At 73.0% G+C, this 20,579-nt stretch carries 16 protein-coding genes; 13 read left to right on the top strand and 3 right to left on the bottom strand.

Going from position 1 to position 20,579, the window contains the following annotated elements:
• Nucleotides 1–92 precede the first annotated feature (92 nt).
• The 5 genes from B100_RS0108060 to B100_RS0108040 all read left to right on the top strand — a co-directional run bounded on the left by B100_RS0108060 (nucleotide 93) and on the right by B100_RS0108040 (nucleotide 4,739).
• On the top strand, nucleotides 93–1,085 hold the full coding sequence (locus tag B100_RS0108060; protein WP_024883931.1) for an HTH domain-containing protein: 993 nt from the start codon (nucleotides 93–95) through the stop codon (nucleotides 1,083–1,085).
• A gap of 298 nt (nucleotides 1,086–1,383) precedes the next feature.
• A complete protein-coding gene (gene pcaDC, locus B100_RS0108055) occupies nucleotides 1,384–2,685 on the top strand; it encodes a bifunctional 3-oxoadipate enol-lactonase/4-carboxymuconolactone decarboxylase PcaDC (RefSeq protein WP_024883930.1) in 1,302 nt (433 codons plus the stop codon).
• A gap of 73 nt (nucleotides 2,686–2,758) precedes the next feature.
• Complete coding sequence (locus tag B100_RS0108050; RefSeq protein WP_024883929.1) at nucleotides 2,759–3,394, top strand: MBL fold metallo-hydrolase; 636 nt, start codon at nucleotides 2,759–2,761, stop codon at nucleotides 3,392–3,394.
• 84 nt (nucleotides 3,395–3,478) lie between these two features.
• Nucleotides 3,479–4,258 (top strand): exodeoxyribonuclease III, encoded by a 780-nt coding sequence (locus B100_RS0108045; protein WP_024883928.1) that lies wholly within the window; start codon nucleotides 3,479–3,481, stop codon nucleotides 4,256–4,258.
• A gap of 73 nt (nucleotides 4,259–4,331) precedes the next feature.
• Entirely contained in the window at nucleotides 4,332–4,739 is a 408-nt protein-coding gene (locus B100_RS0108040; RefSeq protein WP_024883927.1) for a DUF6278 family protein, read from the top strand.
• Between the two features lie 992 nt (nucleotides 4,740–5,731).
• Here the strand turns inward: B100_RS0108040 and B100_RS0108035 are convergent.
• The gene (locus tag B100_RS0108035) at nucleotides 5,732–6,493 is read right to left on the bottom strand and encodes a hypothetical protein (protein WP_024883926.1); all 762 of its coding nucleotides are present in this window, start codon (nucleotides 6,491–6,493) and stop codon (nucleotides 5,732–5,734) included.
• A gap of 154 nt (nucleotides 6,494–6,647) precedes the next feature.
• Here B100_RS0108035 and ggt point away from each other — a divergent pair, with 154 nt between their 5' ends.
• Nucleotides 6,648–8,465 (top strand): gamma-glutamyltransferase, encoded by a 1,818-nt coding sequence (ggt, locus tag B100_RS0108025; protein ID WP_024883925.1) that lies wholly within the window; start codon nucleotides 6,648–6,650, stop codon nucleotides 8,463–8,465.
• 80 nt (nucleotides 8,466–8,545) lie between these two features.
• Here the strand turns inward: ggt and B100_RS0108020 are convergent, their stop codons facing one another.
• Both B100_RS0108020 and map read right to left on the bottom strand, forming a co-directional pair.
• Nucleotides 8,546–11,074, bottom strand: a complete 2,529-nt coding sequence (locus B100_RS0108020; RefSeq protein WP_024883924.1) for an ATP-dependent Clp protease ATP-binding subunit — start codon at nucleotides 11,072–11,074, stop codon at nucleotides 8,546–8,548.
• Between the two features lie 177 nt (nucleotides 11,075–11,251).
• Nucleotides 11,252–12,022: a type I methionyl aminopeptidase gene (gene map / locus B100_RS0108015; RefSeq protein ID WP_024883923.1), complete on the bottom strand. Its 771-nt coding sequence runs from the start codon at nucleotides 12,020–12,022 to the stop codon at nucleotides 11,252–11,254.
• 32 nt (nucleotides 12,023–12,054) lie between these two features.
• Here map and B100_RS0108010 point away from each other — a divergent pair, with 32 nt between their 5' ends.
• The 7 genes from B100_RS0108010 to hydA all read left to right on the top strand — a co-directional run bounded on the left by B100_RS0108010 (nucleotide 12,055) and on the right by hydA (nucleotide 20,579).
• Entirely contained in the window at nucleotides 12,055–12,336 is a 282-nt protein-coding gene (locus B100_RS0108010) for a helix-turn-helix domain-containing protein (RefSeq protein WP_024883922.1), read from the top strand.
• A 123-nt stretch (nucleotides 12,337–12,459) separates the two neighbouring features.
• A complete protein-coding gene (locus B100_RS0108005) occupies nucleotides 12,460–14,196 on the top strand; it encodes a hypothetical protein (RefSeq protein ID WP_024883921.1) in 1,737 nt (578 codons plus the stop codon).
• 172 nt (nucleotides 14,197–14,368) lie between these two features.
• Nucleotides 14,369–15,211 carry a nitrilase-related carbon-nitrogen hydrolase gene (locus B100_RS0108000; RefSeq protein WP_024883920.1) on the top strand — a complete coding sequence of 281 codons (843 nt, stop codon included), beginning with the start codon at nucleotides 14,369–14,371 and terminating at the stop codon, nucleotides 15,209–15,211.
• Entirely contained in the window at nucleotides 15,208–16,494 is a 1,287-nt protein-coding gene (locus B100_RS0107995; RefSeq protein WP_024883919.1) for a class-III pyridoxal-phosphate-dependent aminotransferase, read from the top strand. The genes B100_RS0108000 and B100_RS0107995 overlap by 4 nt, the downstream gene beginning before the upstream one ends.
• Before the next feature lie 26 nt (nucleotides 16,495–16,520).
• A complete protein-coding gene (locus B100_RS0107990) occupies nucleotides 16,521–18,080 on the top strand; it encodes a PucR family transcriptional regulator (protein ID WP_024883918.1) in 1,560 nt (519 codons plus the stop codon).
• Between the two features lie 155 nt (nucleotides 18,081–18,235).
• Nucleotides 18,236–19,078, top strand: a complete 843-nt coding sequence (locus tag B100_RS0107985; RefSeq protein WP_024883917.1) for a nitrilase-related carbon-nitrogen hydrolase — start codon at nucleotides 18,236–18,238, stop codon at nucleotides 19,076–19,078.
• Between the two features lie 97 nt (nucleotides 19,079–19,175).
• Nucleotides 19,176–20,579, top strand: a complete 1,404-nt coding sequence (gene hydA, locus B100_RS0107980; protein ID WP_024883916.1) for a dihydropyrimidinase — start codon at nucleotides 19,176–19,178, stop codon at nucleotides 20,577–20,579.

Genomic DNA, 20,579 nt, shown 5'->3' with positions numbered 1-20,579 from the left:
AGCGGCACCTACCGCTCTCCCGCCACAGGACCGGCCCTGACCTGCCAACAAAACATGACATCCGCCGTCATGTATTTCGTTAGGGTTTTCCCATGCGCGCCGACCGCCTGGTGTCCCTCGTGCTCCTGCTGCGCCAACGGGGCCGAATGACCGCCGAGGCACTCGCCCGCGAACTCGAGGTGTCCACCCGCACCGTGCTGCGCGACATGGACGCCCTGTCCGCGGCCGGTGTCCCCGTCTACGCCGAACGCGGCCGTCACGGCGGCTTCGCCCTCCTGCCCGACTTCCAGACCGCGCTCACCGGCCTCAGCCACGACGAGGCCCTCGCCCTGCTGGTCGCCGGCTCCCGCCGCGGCGCCCAGCTCCTCGGCCTGGGCTCAGCCCTCGCCTCGGCCGTCCTCAAGGTCGTCGACGCACTGCCCGAAGGACTGCGGGAGACCGCCGCCGGAGCCGCACAGCGCCTGCTCATCGACCCCGAAACCGATCTGCTGTCCCGGCCCGTGGCCCCCGAGGAGGTCCCCGACCCGGTGGCCACCCAGGTCCGGCGCGCCGTGTTCGACGGCCACCGCCTGCGCATCCACTACGCCGCCGTCGACCGGAACCCAGCCTGGCGCACGGTGGACCCCGTCGGCCTGGTCACCGTCCGCGACCAGGGTTACCTGCTGGCCCAGCGCGACGGCCAGGACCGCACCTACCGCCTCAGCCGCATCCTCGCCGCCGAGGAACTCCCCGAACCCGCACAACGCCCCGACACCGTCGACCTCGACCACGCCTGGCGCCAACGCAACCTGCGCTTCCGCACCGGCGGCGACTCCACCCACGTCCATCTCCGCGTCGACCCCGCACACCGCGACCACCTCGTCACCACCGCCCTCGCCCTTCACCACGAAGAGATCGACCCCGACGGCCGACACCGCCTCACCCTCACATTCCAGGACCCACGCCACGCCCAGTGGGCCCTCTGGCAACACGCACCCCACGCCGAGATCCTCGACCCGCAATGGCTCCGCACGACACTGCGCGACCGCGCCAGGGCGGTGGCCGCCCGCTACGACACCCCGCCTTCCGACGGGACGGCACCGTAGACGCGAACACGGGTACGGAGCGTCATGGCGCCTTCTTATGGGGGCGATTGGTGCGGGGTCGGTGAACGTGTCATGCGGGTGGCGGGCTGCTTCTGTGGTGCGACGTGGCCTCCGGCGGTTCGAACGTGTGTGTTTCGGCCGTATCGGGAGGCCCGGGATGAAGCGTGCGCCGGAGAAGTCTCCGCTCCATCCATTAAGGTTCCGGCAGTACCGGACGTGGCGTGGCGTGGGGGGCGGTCGACCGTCCGTGATTCCCCCGGCCACGGCGCATTGCGTGAGACGTGAGAGGGTCTGACGGGTGAGCGAGACAGCACCGAACACCCTGCAATACCGCTTCGACGGACCAGAAGACGCTCCGGTTCTGATCCTGGGGCCCTCCCTCGGCACCACCTGGCACATGTGGGACCGCCAGATCCCGGAACTGACGAAGCAGTGGCGGGTGTTCCGGTTCGACCTCCCGGGGCACGGCGGCGCCCCCGCCCACCCCGCGGCGTCCGTCACCGACCTCACCACCCGGCTGCTCGCCACCCTCGAGGGTCTCGGCGTGCAGCGCTTCGGGTACGCCGGCTGCGCCCTCGGCGGCGCCGTCGGCATCGAGCTGGCCCTGCGCCACCCCGAGCGGCTCGCGTCCCTCGCGCTGATCGCCGCCTCGCCCCGCTTCGGCACCGCGGACGAGTTCCGGCAGCGCGGGGTGATCGTGCGGACCAACGGCCTGGACCCCATCGCCCGCTCGGCGCCCGAACGCTGGTTCACCGGCGGGTTCGCCGCCGCCCAGCCCGCGATCACCGAGTGGGCCGTGCAGATGGTCCGCACCACCGACCCCGGCTGCTACATCGCCGCCTGCGAGGCGCTCGCCTCCTTCGACGTCCGGGCCGGCCTCGGCAGCGTCGGCGTACCGACCCTGGTGCTGGTGGGCTCCGAGGACCAGGTCACCGGCCCCGCCGAGGCCCGTACCCTGGTCGCCGGCATCCCGGACGCCCGGCTCGCCGTCGTACCCGGCGCCTCCCACCTGGTGCCGGTGGAGCAGCCGGCCGCCGTCACCGACCTGCTCGTCCGGCACTTCTCCACCGCCTGGCAGCCCCTCCCCGACAACGCGACCGGCCACGTCGTCATGCCCGCCGCCGTGCCCCGGCCGCCCGTCCCGGCCGTCGCCCCCGCGCAGCTCGCCCCCGTCGCCGAGATCGCCCCGGCCGCCGTGCCCCCGCAGGCGCAGGGGGCCCCGGACCCGTACGACACCGGCATCAAGGTGCGCCGCGAGGTGCTGGGCGACGCGCACGTCGACCGGATCCTGGAGCAGACCGACGCCTTCTCCGAGGACTTCCAGGAGCTGGTCACCCGGTACGCCTGGGGCGAGGTCTGGGACCGCCCCGGACTCGACCGCCGCACCCGCAGCTGCGTCACGCTGACCGCCCTGGTCGCGGGCGGCCACCTCGAGGAACTCGCCGTGCACACCCGCGCCGCGCTGCGCAACGGGCTCACCCCGGCCGAGATCAAGGAGGTGCTGCTGCAGGCGGCCGTCTACTGCGGCGTCCCCGCGGCCAGCGGCGCCTTCCGGGTGGCCCAGCAGGTCGTGCGCGAGGAGACCACCCCGCCGGAGTGAGCCGCGGTCACCGGGTACGTGCCCGGTCCCTCCCCCTGCGCGCCGCTCCGGGCGCCGGATGCAGGATGGAGCCATGAAGCTCATCAAGATGTCGCACTCCTGCGTCCGGCTGGAGAAGGACGGACACGTCCTCGTCCTCGACCCGGGAGGGTTCAGCGAGGAGGACGCCGCCGTCGGCGCGGACGCGGTGCTGATCACCCACGAGCACCCGGACCACTTCGACGAGGGCCGGCTGCGCACCGCGATGGAGGCCAACCCGGCGGCCGAGATCTGGACCCTCAAGTCGGTCGCCGACCAGATCTCCGCCGCGTTCCCGGGCCGTGTGCACACCGTCGGGCACGGTGACACCTTCACCGCCGCCGGCTTCGACGTGCAGGTCCACGGCGAACTGCACGCCGTGATCCACCCGGACATCCCGCGCGTCACCAACGTCGGCTACCTCGTAGACGGCGGGAAGCTGTTCCACCCCGGCGACGCGCTCACCGTCCCCGACCACCCGGTCGAGACGCTGATGCTGCCCGTCATGGCGCCCTGGAACAAGATCTCCGAGGTGATCGACTACGTCCGCGAGGTCCGTCCCGAACGGGCGTACGACATCCACGACGCGCTGCTCACCGACCTCGCCCGGCCGCTCTACGACCGCCAGATCGGCGCCCTCGGCGGTTCCGAGCACCTGCGGCTGGCCCCGAGGGGAGCGGCCCGGATCTGACCGCGCGGGCCCGTCCGGCACGGTCGTCCACAGCCGGCGGCCGTCGGTCGAGCGTTGTCGGACCCGGCGGGTAGGTTGTGAAGCATGCGCATCGCGACCTGGAACGTGAACTCGATCACCGCCCGCCTGCCGAGGCTCCTGGCCTGGCTGGAGAGCAGCGGCACCGACGTGCTGTGCCTCCAGGAGGCCAAGGTCGCCGAGGCCCAGTTCCCGGTGGACCAGCTGCGCGAGCTGGGGTACGAGGCGGCGGTGCACGCCACCGGCCGGTGGAACGGCGTGGCGGTGCTCTCCCGCGTCGGCCTGGAGGACGTCGTCAAGGGGCTTCCGGGCGACCCCGGCTACGACGGCTCCGTCGAGCCCCGCGCCGTCTCCGCGACCTGCGGCCCGGTCCGTGTCTGGTCGGTCTACGTGCCCAACGGCCGCGAGGTGGAGCACCCGCACTACGCGTACAAGCTGCAGTGGCTGGAGGCGCTGAAGGCGGCCGTGGCCGGTGACGCGGCGGGTGACCGCCCCTTCGCGATCCTCGGCGACTACAACATCGCCCCGACCGACGACGACGTCTACGACCGCGCCGCCTTCGAGGGCTCCACGCATGTCACGCCCGCCGAGCGGGCCGCCCTCGCCTCCCTGCGCGAGGCCGGACTGTCGGACGTGGTGCCGCGCCCCCTCAAGTACGACCACCCCTTCACCTACTGGGACTACCGCCAGCTCGGCTTCCCCAAGAACCGCGGTATGCGCATCGACCTGGTCTACGGCAACGAGCCGTTCGCCAAGGCCGTCACCGACTCCTACGTCGACCGCGAGGAGCGCAAGGGCAAGGGCGCCTCGGACCACGCGCCGGTCGTGGTCGACCTGGACGTGTAACAAGGCCCGGCCGGCCGTCGAAGGACCCCGCGCGCCTGTTTGCGCGCGGCGGTTCGAATGACAGGCTGGAGAAATGAAGATCCCGTTCCTGGGCAAGCGGCGCCGGAAGGACGAACTTCCCGATCCGGAGGGTCTCGCGGAACTCCTCGCGGAGTGCGCGCTGTTGCGCTCCCAGGCGTACGGGGCGGGAGTCCGACTCGACGACAGCCCGGCCTCGTTGGAGGCGCTGGATCAGCTGGTCCCCAGGTGGCGGGACGACGAGGACACCTCCGACTGGCTGGGCAACGACGCGGGTCTGTACCTCGGCACCGTCATCGTGCGCACCGTGCCGGGCGCGGCCTGGGAGCTTCGCGCCGACGGCCAGCCGGTCGTACACCTCACCGGCGGACGGGAGTTCGACGTCGTGGAGGCGGGTCACCAGTGGGCGGCCGACGGCGTGCCGGAGCTGTCGCAGTTGTACGCCGAGGTCGCGGAGGACTGACGCGCGCCCCGCTCGCGCGCCCCATCACCCGCCGTAAATACGGCTTATGACCGAAAAGTGCGTGTCGCGTCGTCCTGGCGATCTTGCCCGGATACGTTGCGGCGACCACCATGACGTACGGAAACCGGTCCGTCCGGACCTCGACTACGATGTTCCCTCCGTCCCGGTGGGGGGAGAGACTTCGCGGTGCAAGCGGGGACGCCGCCTCCGGGAGGGGACCGCCCGCCCAGCCGGGGCGGCGGATCACACAGGCCGGACCCGTCCGGCGGCAGCCGGTGATCACTGCTCGCGGCGGCAGCGGCCGAAACCACGGTCGCCCGCCGGCGAGGAGAAGGTCAGCTGCCCGCCGGGCGGGTGGTGCCCCATCCGCCCCTACGGGGCGCACTTCTTCCTCGCCTCGGAGGCGCCCTCCGTCCCGCGAACGGAGCGTCAGCGTCTGCCCGGCAGGGGCGTGACCAATCGCCCAGGGCGCGCCTGACGGACGACCCCACCCGCCGGATGCACGGTCCGCCTCCAAGCCCCGCTTGTCGGAGGCCCCGCCCGATGGGCGATCAATCCCGCAGGCCCCGCTTGCCGGACGGCCCTGCCCGAAGGGCGGTCCGCCCTCACGTCCCGCCCGGTGGGCGTCCCGCTGTTTGACCCGCGCGAAACGCTCCGCCCGCCCGGCGGACGCCCACGGCGTCCACCTCCGCAGGGGGCGGCTCGGTCGTCGGCCGGGCGGCGTGACCCTAGGCCGTCACGCGACCGCGTGACGTCTCCCTCTGGCCGTCGGAGCAGCAGGCGCTTCGCCCGCAACGCGCGCTTCCGCTCATGCGGGGCGCACTTCGGCCGCCGTAGCGGCGGGCGTCGCGTCCCTCGGACGCGCTCCGGCGTGAGCTCCGGCCGCCCTGGAGCCAGGGCGTACGCCCGGAGGACGTACCCCCGCGCTTCGGGAGGTGTGGGTTTCGGCCGCACCGGCGGCCGGCCCCCGCGCCCGGCGGCGTGGCACGTCGTCAGTCCGCGCGGTGGGACTTGCGTGCCGCCGGTTCCGGAGCCGGCAGCGGAGTCTGTGCGGGCTTGCTGACGTCCGCCACCAGCTCCACCACGTCGGGGCCGTACGCCTGCGAGTTGATGACCTTCAGGAGCAGCACGAAGGAACCGGACCCGTGCTTGCGGGCCAGCCGCTCGTGGTTGCGGGCGAGGTACCGGGTCGCGGCCTGATTGGTGATCGCCCGTTGGCCGCAGAACAGGAACACCGGCCGGATGTCCCGTCGTTCCCCCGCCGTCAGCCGCGCCAGCAGGACGTACTCGGAGACGCCCGCCTCCATACGGTAGAGGTCGGAACCTATCCGGAAGGCGCCGCGGTCCGGGCCCGGCTCCGGGTCCACGTTGACCCGCACCCCCGGCAGCATCGCCGCCATGTGCGCGACCATCCGCCGGTTCGACCCCGGACCGCCGACGCAGAACTCCGTGCGCTCGCCGAACCCCTGTTGCGCCGCGTCCTGGGTGACCACCTGGGCGTGCGCCCCGCAGTCCTTGATCAGCGCCGAGAGTTCGAGCAGCGCGAACACGTCGAAGCGGTGCACCGCCGGTTCCGCCGTCGCCGGGTCGCGGTTGACGACGAGCAACGACTCGGAGTTGTCGGGAAGTCCGAAGAAGGCCTGCTTGCGCCGGAGCTTGCGCTTCCAGAGGTAGGTACGGGCGATCCAGCCCAGGCCGGCGCTGATGCCCGCGGCCACCAGGCCCAGCACGATGTTGCGCACGTCGTCATTCATGGGCGCGCATGCTAGCGGTCCCGAACAGACCCGTGTTCGACGCCCGGCTGCGTAACGTCCCGGACGGCTCGGCGCGGCACGCCCGGACCGGCCTCCCTGACGCGGGCATGGCGACGAACTAAGCTGCCCGGACGGCCCTTTACTGGAGGTGCGGATGCGTCGCCCTGTCGCACGGAATCTCGCGGTCCTCGCGGTCACCGCCGCTGTCGCGTCGGTGGGGGCGGCCGCGCCGCCCACCCCCCGCGGCGAGCCCGCCCCACACGCCCGGCCCACGCCCAAGGTGCCGGTGGCCGTCGGCCACGGTGGCGCCGTCTCCAGCGTCGACGCCGACGCCACCGCGGCCGGCATCGAGGTCCTGCGCAGGGGCGGCAACGCCGTCGACGCGGCCGTGGCCACCGCCGCCGCGCTCGGCGTCACCGAGCCCTACTCGGCCGGCATCGGCGGAGGCGGCTACTTCGTCTACTACGACGCCCGGTCCCGCACCGTGCACACCCTCGACGGCCGTGAGACCGCCCCGCTCACCGCCGACTCCGGCCTGTTCCTGGAGAACGGCGCGCCCATCCCGTTCGCCGAGGCGGTCAGCAGCGGACTCGCCGTCGGCACCCCCGGCACGCCCGCCACCTGGCAGCGGGCGCTCGACAAGTGGGGCAAGAGGAAACTCGGTACGGTCCTGGAGCCCGCCGAACGGCTCGCCCGCGACGGCTTCACCGTCGACGAGACCTTCCGCTCGCAGACCGCCGCCAACGAGACCCGCTTCCGGTACTTCCCCGACACCGCGAAGCTGTTCCTGCCGGGCGGCGAACTCCCCGCCGTCGGCTCCACCTTCAAGAACCCCGACCTGGCCCGCACCTACCGCGAGCTGAGCCGCAAGGGCGTCGACGCCCTGTACCGGGGCGACCTCGCCCACGACATCGTGAACACGGTCAACAAGCCGCCCGTGGACCCGGCGTCGGGCTGGAACGCGCGCCCCGGCGACCTGTCGCCGCGCGACCTCGCCGCCTACCGCGCCAAGTCCCAGCCCCCGACGAAGACCTCCTACCGGGGTCTCGACGTCTACTCCATCGCACCCTCGTCCTCCGGCGGCACGACGGTCGGCGAAGCCCTCAACATCCTCGAGCGCACCGACCTGTCCAAGGCGAGCGACGTCCGCTACCTGCACCGGTTCATCGAGGCGAGCCGCATCGCGTTCGCCGACCGGGGCCGCTGGGTCGGCGACCCCGCCTTCGAGGACGTACCGACGAAGGAACTGCTCTCGCAGCGGTTCGCGGACTCCCGCGCCTGCCTGATCAAGGACGACGCCGTCCTCACCAGCCCGCTCGCCCCCGCCGACCCCCGCCACCCGGCGCCGTGCGCGAAGGGCGGTACGGCCGCGCCGACGACGTACGAGGGCGAGAACACCACGCACCTGACCACCGCCGACCGGTGGGGCAACGTCGTCGCCTACACGCTCACCATCGAGCAGACCGGCGGCAGCGGCATCACCGTCCCCGGGCGCGGATTCCTGCTGAACAACGAGCTCACGGACTTCTCCTTCGCCCCGGCGAACCCCGCCGTCCACGACCCGAACCTGCCCGGCCCCGGCAAGCGGCCCCGCTCGTCCATCGCGCCGACGATCGTGCTCGACCGGCACGACCAGCCGGTGGTGGCGCTCGGATCACCCGGCGGCGCGACCATCATCACCACCGTGCTGCAGACCCTCACCGGCTTCCTCGACCGGGGTCTGCCGCTCGTCGACGCGATCGCCGCGCCGCGCGCCAGCCAGCGCAACGCCGCACAGACCGAGCTCGAACCCGGGCTCTTCGACAGCGCGCTGCGGCAGCGCCTGGAGGCCATCGGGCACTCCTTCCGGGAGAACCCCGAGATCGGCGCCACGACCGGCGTACAGCGGCTGCCCGGCGGGGCCTGGCTGGCCGCGGCGGAGAAGGTCCGCAGGGGCGGCGGCTCGGCGATGGTCGTCCACCCGAGGCGGTAGGGCCCCGTACCTCCGCGGCCCTCACGTCCACCGGCCCGGCACCCCTCGTCAGGGGTGCCGGGCCGTGCCGTACGGGCGGGTCAGAGCTCGGGCGCCGGCGTCTCCTGCGTACGGAACACCAGACGCCCGTCCTGCGCGTCCACCGTCACCCGGCCGCCCTCCCGAACACGGCCGTCCAGGAGCAGCCGGGACAGCTGGTTGTCGACCTCACGCTGGATGGTGCGGCGCAACGGCCGGGCGCCGTACTCCGGTTCGTAGCCGCGTTCGGCCAGCCAGTCCACGGCCGCGTCGGTGAAGTCGGCCGTGATGTCCTGGCCCTTCAGCCGGCGGCGGGTGCTCTCCAGCAACAGGTCGGTGATCTGCCGCAGTTCCTCGGGCGTGAGCTGGCGGAACACCACGATCTCGTCGATCCGATTGAGGAACTCCGGCCGGAAGTGCTCCCGCAGCGGCCGCAGGATCTGCTCCCGCCGCGCCTCCTCGTCGGCCTCCGCACCGCCGGTCGCGAAACCCAGGGTGGCGCCGCGCCGGGTGATGGCCTCGGAGCCGAGGTTGCTGGTCATCACGATCACGCTGTTGGTGAAGTCCACCGTGCGGCCCTGCGAGTCGGTCAGCCGGCCGTCGTCCAGCACCTGCAGCAGGATGTTGAAGACGTCCGGGTGGGCCTTCTCCACCTCGTCGAGCAGCAGCAGCGAGTACGGGTGCCTGCGCACCACCTCGGTGAGCTGGCCGGCCTCCTCGTGGCCCACGTACCCGGGCGGGGCGCCCACCAGGCGGCTCACCGTGTGCCGCTCCTGGTACTCACTCATGTCGAGCCGCACCATCCGGTCCTCGCTGCCGAACAGCGCCTCGGCGAGAGCCCGCGCCAGCTCCGTCTTGCCGACGCCCGTCGGGCCGAGGAACAGGAAGCTGCCGATCGGCCGGTCCGGGCTGGACAGCCCCGCGCGGGAGCGCAGCACGGCGTCCGAGACGACCCGTACGGCTTCCTCCTGGCCCACCACCCGCTGGTGCAGATGCTGCTCCAGACCCAGCAGCCGGTCCTTCTCCTCCTCGGTCAGCCTGCTGACCGGGATGCCCGTCTGCCGGGCCACCACCTCGGCGATCGCCTCGGCGTCCACCCACAGGCTCTGCCCCTCGTCGACCTCGCCGTCGCCGCCGGCCTGCGCGACGCGCTCCTTCAGCTCCGTGATGCGGTCCCGCAGCTGCATCGCCTGCTCGTACTGCTCGTCCGCGACCGCCTGGTCCTTGTCGCAGGTCAGCTGCTCGACCTCGCGCTCCAACGCGCGGACGTCCGTGCCCTTGGTGCGGGCCCGCAGCCGCACCCGGGCACCCGCCTGGTCGATCAGGTCGATCGCCTTGTCCGGCAGCCGCCGGTCGCTCAGATAGCGGTCGGACAGCTCCACGGCCGCGACCAGCGCCTCGTCGGTGTAGCGGACCTGGTGGTGCGCCTCGTAACGGTCCCGCAGGCCGCGCAGGATCTCGATCGCGTCCGCGGGAGTCGGCTCGGGCACCATGATCGGCTGGAAGCGGCGGGCCAGGGCCGCGTCCTTCTCGATCCGCCGGTACTCCTCCAGGGTCGTCGCGCCGACGATGTGCAGTTCGCCGCGGGCCAGGGCCGGCTTGAGGATGTTGCCGGCGTCCATCGAGCCGCCCTCGCCGCCGCCTCCCGCGCCGACCACGGTGTGCAGCTCGTCGATGAAGACGATCAGCTGGTCGGAGCGGGCGCGGATCTCTTCCACGAGGTTGTTCATCCGCTCCTCGAAGTCGCCCCGGTACCGGGTGCCGGCGACCACGCCGGTCAGGTCCAGGGCGACCACCCGCCGGCCGAGGAGGATGTCGGGCACGTCCCCCTCGGCGATCCGCTGCGCCAGCCCCTCCACCACGGCGGTCTTGCCGACGCCCGCGTCACCGATCAGCACGGGGTTGTTCTTGCCGCGCCGGGACAGCACCTCGACGGTCTGCTCGATCTCGACGTCCCGCCCGATCACCGGGTCGATACGGCCCTCGCGGGCCAGCGCGGTGAGGTCACGGCCGTACTTGTCCAGCGTCGGGGTGCCCGACGAGGGCCGGGGACGCTCGGTGCGGGGCTGCTGTGCCTCCGGCGCCTCGGGCGGGCCGGAGGGGGTGTACCGGGCCGCGTTCAGTATGTGGCCGGCCGCCGAGTCGGGGTTGGAGGCGAGGGCGCTGAGCACGTGCTCCGGGCCGATGTAGCCGACACCGCTCGCCCGGGCCATCTCGTGCGCGTCCAGCAGCGCCCGTTTGACGGCGGGCGTCAGCGACAGCGACGTCGGCGGTGGGGCCTCGTCGGGAGAATGCTGCACGGGCCCGGACCGGTCGTCGATCTGGGACGCCAGCGAGTCCGGGTCCGCGCCCGCCCGGCTGAGCAGACTCCGGGTCGGCTCGGCGGAGAGGGCGGCGCGCAGCAGGTGCTGGGTGTCCAGGTCACGGCTGCCGTGCTCGGCCGCGTACTGGGCGGCGCCGCGCACGAGTTCCCGGGCGGGCTGGCTGAGAAGCCTGCCGATGTCTATCTGGCGGGGGCGCTGTCCGCCGAAGAAGCGGGCGAGGAATTCTGCGAACGGGTCACCCTCCGGGCCGACGAAACCACTCGTCATCGTCATCCGTTCCTTCGCTGGGTCGACGTGCCGGAGCCGGGTAACCCGGCCGAGCCGCGCTCATGCCCACGATGACACGATCCGTATGGGCGGGCATGTCCAGATTCGCCCCCGCCGGACGAATCCCGGGCGCCGCCCGGCGGGGGAGGGGGCCGACATCCCGGGCGGCCCCCGGGTTCAGTCCCGCGCCGTCAGGACGCGGGGCCCCGCGTCCGTGATCGCGACCGTGTGTTCCGTGTGGGCCGCGCGGGTGCCGTCGTTGGTGCGGAGGGTCCAGCCGTCCGGGGCGGCGTGGTATGCGTCCGTGCCGCCGGCGATCAGCATCGGCTCGATCGCCAGGACCATGCCGTGCCGCAGCGGCAGCCCGCGTCCCGGCCGGCCCTCGTTCGGCACCGGCGGGTCCTCGTGCATGTGCCGGCCGATGCCGTGGCCCCCGTAGTCCTCCATGATCCCGTAGCCCGCGTCGCGGCACACGGTGCCGATGGCGTGCGCGATGTCGCCGATGCGGTTGCCGACGACGGCCGCCTCGATGCCGGCGGCGAGCGCCCGCTCGGCCGTCTCGACCAGCCGGATGTCCGCCGGGCGCGGGGTCCCCACCACGAAGCTGATCGCCGAGTCCCCGGCCCAGCCGCCCAGCTGGGCGCCGCAGTCGATGGAGACGAGGTCCCCGTCGCGCAGCCGGTAGCCGTCCGGGATGCCGTGGACGATCGCGTCGTTGACGGACGCGCAGATCACCGCCGGGAACGGCGTGGGTGCGAACGATGGCCGGTACCCCAGGAACGGCGAGGTCGCGCCCGCCGCGTTCAGCACGTCCCGGGCCACCTCGTCCAGCTCCAGCAGGGACACGCCCACGTCGGCGGCCTTCCGTACGGCCGTCAGCGCACTGGCGACGACCTGTCCGGCCTCGTACATGGCATCGATCGATGCGTCGGTCTTGAGCTCCACCATGCCAATTACTATACCGGTATTAGAATGGGGTCATGGTGCGCACCCCCTTGACCCCCGAAGAGCGTGAACGCGGCGAGCGGCTCGGCAGGCTGCTGCGCGAGGCACGCGGAACCCGCAGCATGACGGACGTCGCCGCGAGCGCCGGCGTCTCCGCGGAGACCCTCCGCAAGATCGAGACGGGGCGGGCCCCGACCCCCGCGTTCTTCACCGTGGCCGCGCTGGCCGGCGCGCTCGGCCTGTCGATGGACGCGTTGATCGGGCGCTGCGCGCCGCAGGAGGCGCCGGACACCCCGGACGCGTCGATCGCCGCCTGAGCGGGGGCGGCGCCGCTCCCGCTGCCGTGTCCGCACCCGCCGGAAAACTCGCCGTAGCGCCGCCGTAACACACCGGGTGTTACCTACGGAGTCAAGTACTCCGGAATCCGGCGGGAGTTGGCTATGGCTGCGGAGCAACTCCCGGACAGTGTCCGGGAGTTCACGGCCCTTCTGCGGGGTCTGCTGGCACGACTGGACCGGTACGCGGGCTGGTGCCTGGTGTTCTGGCAGCGCGACCCCGACGGCATGCGGGCGTGTCTCGAAGGGCGCGAACCGCCGCCCTGGGACGTGGTGGAGTCCCTGCTCCAGGACCTGGCCGCCGCCCACGGACCCGCGGTCGCCGAGGCGGAGGCCCCGCGGGCGCGCTTACTGCACGCCGAGGCGACCACCGCGTTCGACGGCCGGCCCGGTGCCCGGCAGACCCTGAGTGACCGGCTCGACGTGATGCTGCGCGAGCAGCGGTACGCGGCGGACCGCCGCGCCGAGCTGACGCGCCGGCTCGCCACCGCGGCCGACCGCGAGGAGGCCGACGTCCTCGGCAACGACCTCGCCTGGGCCGAGGACGACCACCGCCGTGCGGCTGCCCGCTGCGCGGAACTCACCGCCCGTATGGCGGCCCTCGACCGGCGCACCCGCACGAACACGGCTCCCACGGGCAGGTATGCGTCCGGTCCCACCGGCACGGCAGCAGCACGGAGCGGCCCCGCCGCACAGCGCGCCCCCCTGCACCCCGCCGGCCCCACGTCACCGGCTCGCCCCGCCACCCCGGACCGCTCCGGCCACACCCCGGCTCCCGGCCCCCAGCAGCACGCGGACCCGGCCCCGGATCCCACCCGGACGGGACGTCACCCCGCACCGGCCCTCGGCCCGCAGCACACGGACCCGATGTCGCGTCCCTCGGGGCAGGGGCGCCCGGCCTCCGCCGTCGGGGCGCACCCGCACACGAGTCCGGCCCCCGGCCCCGTCGCGCGCGGGCGTCACCCGGCGCCGGGCGCGGAGGCGGAGCACTCGCGGCCGGATGCGGCCCGCTCCCGGCAGGAGCGGTACCCGGGACCCGACCCCGTCCCGCCCGAGCTGCGCGCCGCGCAGCGGCATGTCCCGCCGGCCGCGCCCGCCGACGGCGGTCCGCCCGCGCCCCGCAAGCGGCGGCGCGGCGGCGCTCGGTTCGCCGGGATGGAGGGCAGCGGGGAGGCGCCCGTCGTCACGCCGCCCGCCGCCGTCCCGGAGCTGCCCGTCGCCGCCTCCGTCTCCCGCGGCGCCCGTTTCGCCGGAGCCGCCGCGGACGAGGGCGAGCAGGCCGGGCCGCCGGCCGGGGAGCGGGCCGGCGCGGAGGACCTACGGCAGGCCGAACACCTGGTGCGCACCCTCGTACGACTGCGCCGCGAGGGACGCGCCGGCGAGGCGCACGCCGCGCTGAACGACGCCGCCTACTGGTCCGCCGTACGGTTCCCGCTGCTCGCCGACGAGATGGAGCGGGCCGGACTGGGGGCCGACTGGGCGACCCTGCTGTGGGAGGCGGCCGCGTCGCTGCCCGCCGAACGCCTCGTCGCCGCCGCCGACGCGCTCACCGCGGCGGGCCGGGCCGAGGACGGCGAGCAGATCCTGCGGCAGGGCGTCGTACGGCCGGCCGACGAGATAGGCCACGCCGCCCTCGCCCTGGCCGACGGCACCCGCCACCGCGAGCTGCGGGCCCTGCTGGACGCCTGCGTCCGGATGCGCACCCCGCAGGACGCCGCCCGCACCGCTGCCCCCGACCCCCGACGCCTGGTGCCGCTGCTGCTGACGGCGGCCCGGGGCGTGTCGGAGGAGCGGCACTGGGACGTGCTGCACGCCCTGCGTGTGGCGGGACTGGCCGCCTGACCGGGGGCCGGCGGCCGGGCGGACTCACCCACAGGGGTGTCAATCCGGATCGAGTCCACGGCCCGCACGACGATGGTCTTGGCAAGGCCGTCCGAGAGGCTTACGTTCGTCCCTCTACGGCCGTCTCTACGGGCGTAGAGGCGCTGACGTCGCGTCGAAGGAGCAGCAGCTCATGCCCAACGTCGTAACCGCCGCCCTGGTCCAGGCCTCGTGGACCGGCGACACCGAGTCCATGCTGGCGAAACACGAGGAGCACGCCCGCGAGGCGGCCCGGCGGGGCGCGAAGGTCATCGGGTTCCAGGAGGTGTTCAACGCCCCCTACTTCTGCCAGGTGCAGGAGGCTGAGCACTACCGCTGGGCCGAGGAGGTCCCCGACGGCCCCACCGTGCGCCGGATGCGGGAGCTGGCCCGCGAGACCGGCATGGTGATCGTCGCCCCCGTCTTCGAGATCGAACAGTCCGGCCACTACTACAACACCGCCGCCGTGATCGACGCCGACGGCACCTACCTCGGCAAGTACCGCAAGCACCACATCCCGCAGGTGAGAGGCTTCTGGGAGAAGTTCTACTTCCGCCCGGGCAACCTCGGCTGGCCCGTCTTCGACACGGCCGTCGGCAAGGTCGGCGTCTACATCTGCTACGACCGCCACTTCCCCGAGGGCTGGCGGCAGCTCGGCATCAACGGTGCCCAGCTGGTCTACAACCCGTCGGCCACGCACCGCGGTCTGTCGGCCCACCTGTGGCAGCTGGAACAGCCCGCGGCCGCCGTGGCCAACGAGTACTTCGTCGCCGCCATCAACCGCGTGGGCGTCGAGGAGTACGGGGACAACGACTTCTACGGCACGAGCTACTTCGTCGACCCGCGCGGACAGTTCGTCGGCGACCTCGCCAGCGACAGCAAGGAGGAACTGGTGGTCCGGGACCTGGACTTCGACCTCGTCGACGAGGTGCGGCAGCAGTGGGCCTTCTACCGTGACCGCCGCCCCGACGCCTACGAGGGGCTGGTGCGGCCGTGAACGACGACCTGCTGAGCCGCCACCGCTCCGTGCTGCCCGACTGGCTCGCCCTCTACTACGACGAGCCCCTCGAGATCACCCACGGCGAGGGACGCCACGTCTGGGACTCCCGCGGCAACCGCTACCTCGACTTCTTCGGCGGCATCCTCACCACCATGACCGCCCACGCCCTGCCCGAGGTCACCAAGGCGGTGACCGAACAGGCCGGGCGGATCCTGCACTCCTCCACCCTCTACCTCAACCGGCCGATGGTGGACCTGGCCGAACGGATCGCCAAGCTCAGCGGCATCCCCGACGCCCGCGTCTTCTTCACCACCTCCGGCACCGAGGCCAACGACACCGCCCTGATGCTCGCCACCACCTACCGGCGCAGCAACACGATCCTGGCGATGCGCAACAGCTACCACGGACGCTCCTTCAGCTCCGTCGGCATCACCGGCAACCGCGGCTGGTCCCCGACCTCGCTCTCCCCGCTGCAGACCCTCTACGTGCACGGCGGGGTCCGCACCCGGGGTCCGTTCGCCGAGCTCGACGACTACGACTTCGTCGCCGCCTGCGTCGACGACCTCAAGGACCTCCTCGGGCACACCCGCCCGCCCGCCGCGCTGATCGCCGAACCGATCCAGGGCGTCGGCGGCTTCACCTCCCCGCCCGACGGGCTCTACGCGGCCTTCCGCGAGGTGCTGCACGAGCGCGGCGTCCTGTGGATCGCCGACGAGGTGCAGACCGGCTGGGGCCGCACCGGCGAGCACTTCTGGGGCTGGCAGGCGCACGGCCGCAGCGGCCCGCCGGACATGCTCACCTTCGCCAAGGGCATCGGCAACGGCATGTCCATCGGCGGGGTCGTCGCCCGCGCCGAGATCATGAACTGCCTGGACGCCAACAGCATCTCCACGTTCGGCGGCACCCAGATCACCATGGCGGCGGGCCTGGCCAACCTCAACTACGCGCTGGAGCACGACCTCCAGGGCAACGCGCGCCGGGTCGGCGGGCTGCTCATCGAGCGGCTGCGGGCCGCCGCCGCACAGGTCCCGGCCGTCCGGGAGGTACGCGGACGCGGCCTGATGATCGGCATCGAGCTCTGCAGACCGGGCACCGACGAGGCCGACCCAGCGGCCGCGTCCGCCGTCCTGGAGGCGGCCCGCAGGGGCGGCCTGCTCATCGGCAAGGGTGGCGGCCACGACACCAGCGTCCTGCGCGTCGCCCCGCCGCTCTCCCTCAACGTCGCGGAGGCCGAGGAGGGTGCCGCGATCCTCGAGGACGCCCTGCGGAGCATCCAGTAGCCCCATACGCACCGGAGGACGCCGCCATGACCACCTGGGAGCCACCGGTACCGGCCCTCTCGGTCCGGCAGGTCCTCGCCCTGGAGCGGGTGCTCGCCGGACAGCCCGAGGTGGTGGCCGGCGCCGGCCGGCTGGACCGGCCGGTGCGCTGGGTGCACGTCGCCGAGGCGGCCGACGTGGGCGTGATGCTCAGCGGCGGCGAGATGGTGCTCACCACCGGGGTGCTGCTCGCCGGCGACGAGGACAAGCAGGCGGAGTACGTCCGCTCCCTGCACCGCGCCGAGGCCTCCGCCGTGGTCCTGGGCCTCGGCCGGGCCTTCCCGTCCCCGCCGGAGACCATGCGGAGGGTGGCCGAACGCTGCCAGCTGCCCCTCGTGGTGCTCCACCGCCCGTTCCCCTTCGCCCAGTTGACCGAGGAGGTGCAGTCCCGGCTGGTGCGGCGGAAGTTCGCCGCCGTCAGCCTCTCCGAGGCGGTCCGCACCGAACTCACCGCGCTCATCACCGGCGGCGCCCCGCTGCAACGGCTGCTCGACGAGATCGCCCGGCACAGCGGCTGCCCCGTCGTCGTCACCAACCTGGCCCACCGCGTCCTCGGCACGGCCGGTGAGCGTCCGGCCGTCGACGACGTGCTGCGCGACTGGGAACGCATCGCCCGCCAGGCAGGCCGCAGCGAGGGCGACGGCTGGATCCGCGCCGAGCTCGGCGGGCGCGGCGGGCACTGGGGCCGGCTGGTGCTGTGCGGCTACCGCGGCGACACGGAGACCGGACGACTGCTCGCCGACCGGGCCGCCGAGGCCCTGGTGCTGCACCGCATGCTCGGCGGCGCCGACTGCTCCTGGGAGGAACAGTCCGCGTCGAGCCTGGTCACCGACCTGGTCGGCGGCGCCGTACCGGCCCGGCACCTGCTGCCCCGGGCGCGCGCGGCCGGGCTGCCGGTGAACCGGCGCACCTTCGTGCCGCTCGTCGTCCACGGCCGCCGGGCCGCCCCGCTGGACCGCGTGCTGCGGCTGATCGGCCTGCCCGGCGTCGCCGGGGAGCTGTCGGACACCGCGACCGCTGTGCTGCTCAGCCTCGCCCGCGACCAGGACGCCGAGGCGCTCACCGCGCACTTCGCGGCCCGGCTGCGCGCCGAACCGGCCGACGGGCCCGTCGTGGTCGCGGCCGCCGGCGCCCGCACCTCCTTCGACGACGTGCCCGCCGGGCTGCGCGAGGCACGGCATGTCGCGGACGCGGTGGCGGACTCCGCCGCCGCCCTCGACCTGCCGCCCGTGGTGCGGCTGCGGGACGTCCATCTGCGGGGACTGATCCGCCTGTTGCGCGACGAGCCACAGGTACAGTCGTTCGCCGAGCGGGAGTTGGCGGGGCTGCTGTGCGACCCCGGCGAGGACCTGCTGCCGGTGCTGCGCACGTACCTGGCGACCGGCCGCAACAAGTCCCGTACCGCGCAGCTGCACCACGTCTCCCGGCCCGCGCTGTACCGCCGCCTGGAGGCGATACAGATACGGCTGGGGGTGGACCTGGACGACTTCGAACAGGCCGCCTCGCTGCACATCGCACTCCTCGCGCACGACGCGCAACACCACTGACACGAGCGACCACCTGCGGCAACGGCGGTGACACATGGGATCGTCCGCGGATGACACGGTGACACGCCGCACCCCGGCAGACGTGACACGCTGCCACTCAGAGCGCGCTCGTCCGCTTCCTAGGCTCACTGCACACCGAGCGACCGGAGGTCCCGATGAGCCGAGTGATCCGAGCCGCCGTCTTCCAGACCGCCTGGACGGGCGACAAGGAATCGATGATCCAGGTCCACGAGCAGGCCGCCCGCGACGCGGCCGCGCAGGGCGCTCATGTGCTGTGCTTCCAGGAGCTGTTCTACGGACCGTACTTCTGCCAGGTGCAGGACCCCGCCTTCTACGAGTACGCCGAACGCGTCCCGGACGGTCCGGTCGTCGAGCGGTTCCGGCGCCTCGCCCGGGAGCTGGGCCTCGTCCTGGTGCTGCCGATGTACGAGGAGGAGCAGCCCGGCGTCCTCTACAACACGGCCGCCGTGATCGACGCGGACGGCAGCTACCTCGGCAAGTACCGCAAGACGCACATCCCGCAGGTCAAGGGGTTCTGGGAGAAGTTCTACTTCCGCCCGGGCAACAGCGGCTGGCCCGTCTTCGACACGCAGGCCGGCCGGATCGGCGTCTACATCTGCTACGACCGTCACTTCCCGGAGGGCTGGCGCGCGCTCGGACTCGCGGGCGCGGAGGTCGTCTTCAACCCGTCGGCCACCTCCCGGGGCCTGTCCGGCTACCTCTGGCAGCTGGAACAGCCGGCGGCGGCCGTCGCCAACGAGTACTTCGTCGGCGCCATCAACCGGGTGGGCGTCGAGGAGTACGGAGACAACGACTTCTACGGCACGAGCTACTTCGTCGACCCGGAGGCCCGCTTCGTGGGCGAGGTCGCCAGCGACAAGGAGACCGAACTGGTCGTGCGCGACCTGGACCTGGCCAAACTCCGCGAGGTCCGCGACCGCTGGCAGTTCTACCGCGACCGCGCCCCGGGCGCCTACGGCCCCCTGACGACTCCCTGAAGGGGCGCGGGGCTGCATTCGATCCGCGGCCGGCGCCGCGCGGGCGCGACAAGCCACGAACAACCCGCACGCACCCACATCGAGGAGCGACCCGGACATGAGCACCCGCACCGTGATCCGCGGCGGTCTGGTCATCACCGCCTCCGACGAACTACACGCAGACGTCCTCATGGAAGACGGCCGCATCGCGGCCCTCGCCGCCTCCGGCACCCCCGCCGCCGAGGCGTTCACCGCCGAGCGGACCGTCGACGCCGCCGGCAAGTACGTGATCCCGGGCGGGGTCGACGCGCACACCCACATGGAGCTGCCGTTCGGCGGCACCTTCGCCTCCGACACCTTCGAGACCGGCACCCGGGCCGCCGCCTGGGGCGGCACCACCACGATCGTCGACTTCGCCGTGCAGAGCGTCGGCCACGGCCTGCGCGAGGGCCTGGACGCCTGGCACGCCAAGGCGGAGGGCAACTGCGCGATCGACTACGCCTTCCACATGATCGTCTCGGACGTGAACGACGAGACGCTCAAGGAGATGGACCTCCTCGTGGAGGAGGGCGTCACCTCGTTCAAACAGTTCATGGCCTACCCCGGCGTCTTCTACTCCGACGACGGCCAGATCCTCCGCGCCATGCAGCGCTCCGCCGACAACGGCGGCCTGATCATGATGCACGCCGAGAACGGCATCGCCATCGACGTCCTCGTCGAGCAGGCCCTCGCCCGCGGCGAGACCGACCCCCGCTTCCACGGCGAGGTGCGCAAGGCCCTCCTGGAGGCCGAGGCCACCCACCGCGCCATCCGGCTCGCGCAGGTCGCCGGCGCCCCGCTGTACGTCGTACACGTCTCCGCCACCGAGGCGGTCGCCGAACTCGCCCGGGCCCGTGACCAGGGCCTGAACGTCTTCGGCGAGACCTGCCCGCAGTACCTGTTCCTGTCCACCGACAACCTCGCCGAGCCGGACTTCGAGGGCGCCAAGTACGTGTGCAGCACGCCCCTGCGCCCCAGGGAGCACCAGGCCGCGCTGTGGCGGGGCCTGCGCACCAACGACCTCCAGGTGGTCTCCACCGACCACTGCCCGTTCTGCTTCACCGGGCAGAAGGAGCTCGGCCGCGGCGACTTCTCCAAGATCCCCAACGGACTGCCCGGCGTGGAGAACCGCATGGACCTGCTGCACCAGGCGGTCCTCGAAGGGCACCTCACCCGACGCCGCTGGATCGAGATCGCCTGCGCCACCCCGGCCCGGATGTTCGGCCTGTACCCGAAGAAGGGCACGATCGCGCCCGGCGCCGACGCCGACGTCGTGATCTACGACCCGGCGGCCGAGCAGGTCATGTCCGCCGACACCCACCACATGAACGTCGACTACTCGGCCTACGAGGGCAAGCGGGTCACCGGCCGCGTCGAGACCGTGTTCTCGCGCGGGGTCCCCGTCGTCACCGACCGGGAGTACACCGGACACGCCGGACACGGCGTCTACACCCCGCGTTCCACCTGTCAGTACCTCACCTAG

The sequence above is a fragment of the Streptomyces sp. CNH189 genome (genome assembly GCF_000527195.1).
This window is presented reverse-complemented; position numbering and strand designations above follow the sequence as displayed.